This window comes from Xanthomarina gelatinilytica (assembly GCF_000348685.1).
Lineage (GTDB): Bacteria > Bacteroidota > Bacteroidia > Flavobacteriales > Flavobacteriaceae > Xanthomarina > Xanthomarina gelatinilytica.
Genome location: NZ_ANLA01000044.1, coordinates 1 through 949, shown reverse-complemented (window position 1 = coordinate 949; position 949 = coordinate 1). Strand labels below are relative to the sequence as shown.

1 protein-coding gene is annotated in these 949 nt (G+C 31.7%); it reads right to left on the bottom strand.

All coding sequences use genetic code 11. The features are described 5' to 3' along the window. Positions 1–45: 45 nt before the first annotated feature. The gene (locus tag D778_RS14040; protein WP_007651939.1) at positions 46–882 is read right to left on the bottom strand and encodes a LapA family protein; all 837 of its coding nucleotides are present in this window, start codon (positions 880–882) and stop codon (positions 46–48) included. Positions 883–949: the final 67 nt, after the last annotated feature.

Here is a 949-nt window from a genome sequence, read left to right as displayed (position 1 = left end):
GTCATGTTTTTATAAAATCATGGGGTTGTGCAACGGTTACCATTATTAGCGGTAGTTTTTATTATTTCGTATTCTGTATGTTCTTATTATATTTTCTAATTCTCTGTGTGTTACATTCAGAGAGTCAATTTCTATTTTTTCAAACTCGTCTTCATCGTAGAAATAAATCAGATAGGATTTGGCTGATTTCCCATAACCTTCTTGAACAACTTCTTCACTTTCAATATTCGACCAATTTTTAAACTCCACGTTTTTAGTTTGGATTCCATTCGAGTCAATTATTATTTTTGGTTTGGTATCGAGTGATTTTCGAAATTCCTTTATTGTGCTATAAAGTCCAATTCCAGTCATAATTGCGCCTAAAATATATTGCTTGGTTTCTCCTTTAGTGAAAAAATAAATTCCAACTCCAATTATTAAAATCGAAACTCCGAGTTCAAAATAGTTATTTGCTTTCGAATAGTGAATTTCTATTTTAGGTGGAAGAGAGTAATCTTCTCTATATTCATCCTCTTGCTCAAATTTCTTTTCAATTTTTTTAAGTTTACTTTTATCCTCGGTATTTCTGATTTCCGTTTTTTCGAAAATATTTCCGTCATTCCAAATCAATTTTTCTTGGATGGCTCTTTTCTTTAATTCGTGTACGTTTCTTACATTCTCAAATGCCCAAATTCTCCATTTGGTAATCATAAAGCTCCAAATTAACCAAGCTAAAACAAACCCTATTAAAAAAGCTATTCCAATTCCCCAACCTGGAATTAAATTCTGTTTTGATAAGTATAAAGCCAAAGCTGGACAGCCAATAATTGCGATAAATACAGGAACGTTTACAATTAAATGTCCTCTTTTTATGGCTTTATCTACTGTTATTTGTTCTCTCATTCTGATTTGGGCTCAATTTACCGCTAACGGCAGTCTGTCTAATAACCCTGCCTTAATTTTTGTTTAG

Excerpts from the sequence above, each read along its gene's own strand:
- D778_RS14040 (WP_007651939.1), bottom strand. The coding sequence starts at position 882 with ATGAGAGAACAAATAACAGTAGATAAAGCCATAAAAAGAGGACATTTA.